Below are 219 nucleotides of genomic sequence, written 5' to 3'. Positions count from 1 at the left end.
ACAGAACCCTGATGACCACGGACGAGACGGGCAAGATCGCGTACTCGATGGCCGAGTCCTTCGCCACGACCGACGGTGGCGCGACCTTCGCGCTGAAGCTGCGGCCCGGGCTGGTCTTCTCCGACGGCACTCCGCTCAATGCCGAAGCGGTGAAGTTCAACTGGGATCGGGTCAAGGACCCGGCCACCGGCTCACCCCACCGCTCGGAGGCGTCGATGA

Annotated in this window: 1 protein-coding gene; it reads left to right on the top strand. The window is 66.2% G+C overall.

Features of this window, described 5'->3' with window-relative positions; translation table 11 throughout:
• Positions 1–219 (top strand): ABC transporter substrate-binding protein (locus tag FMEAI12_RS31370; protein ID WP_235014889.1); only part of this gene is annotated, 219 nt, incomplete at both ends.

This window comes from Parafrankia sp. Ea1.12, from assembly GCF_900465275.1.
Lineage (GTDB): Bacteria > Actinomycetota > Actinomycetes > Frankiales > Frankiaceae > Parafrankia > Parafrankia soli.
Note: the sequence above shows the minus strand (reverse complement) of the source record. Positions and strands in the feature narration are given on the sequence as shown.